Annotated in this window: 1 protein-coding gene; it reads left to right on the top strand. The window is 45.2% G+C overall.

All coding sequences use genetic code 11. The annotated features are described in order from the left end of the window. On the top strand, window positions 1-239 hold a 239-nt coding region (locus tag AAEZ03_RS28750), incomplete at both ends, for an IS3 family transposase (protein WP_350583404.1).

The following is a 239-nucleotide window of genomic DNA, read 5'->3' as shown; positions in this document are numbered from 1 at the left end:
GACTTAAACGACAATCCGGAGAAGCGTTCACAGCGTAGTCAGCATGACGATTTCTATCTTAATGAGATTAAACGTATCTGGCAGGACAGCAAATGCCGTTATGGTACTCGTAAAGTCTGGAAACAGTTGAAAGCAGAGGGTATACATCCTGCACGCTGCACTGTAGAGCGTTTAATGCGTCAGCATGGAATGCAGGGTATTTGGCGAGGTAAAGGTAAGATAACGACTAAGTCTCGTGA

The sequence above is a fragment of the Pseudomonas sp. HY2-MNA-CIBAN-0224 genome (assembly GCF_040310285.1).
GTDB lineage: Bacteria > Pseudomonadota > Gammaproteobacteria > Pseudomonadales > Pseudomonadaceae > Aquipseudomonas > Aquipseudomonas helleri.
This window is presented reverse-complemented; position numbering and strand designations above follow the sequence as displayed.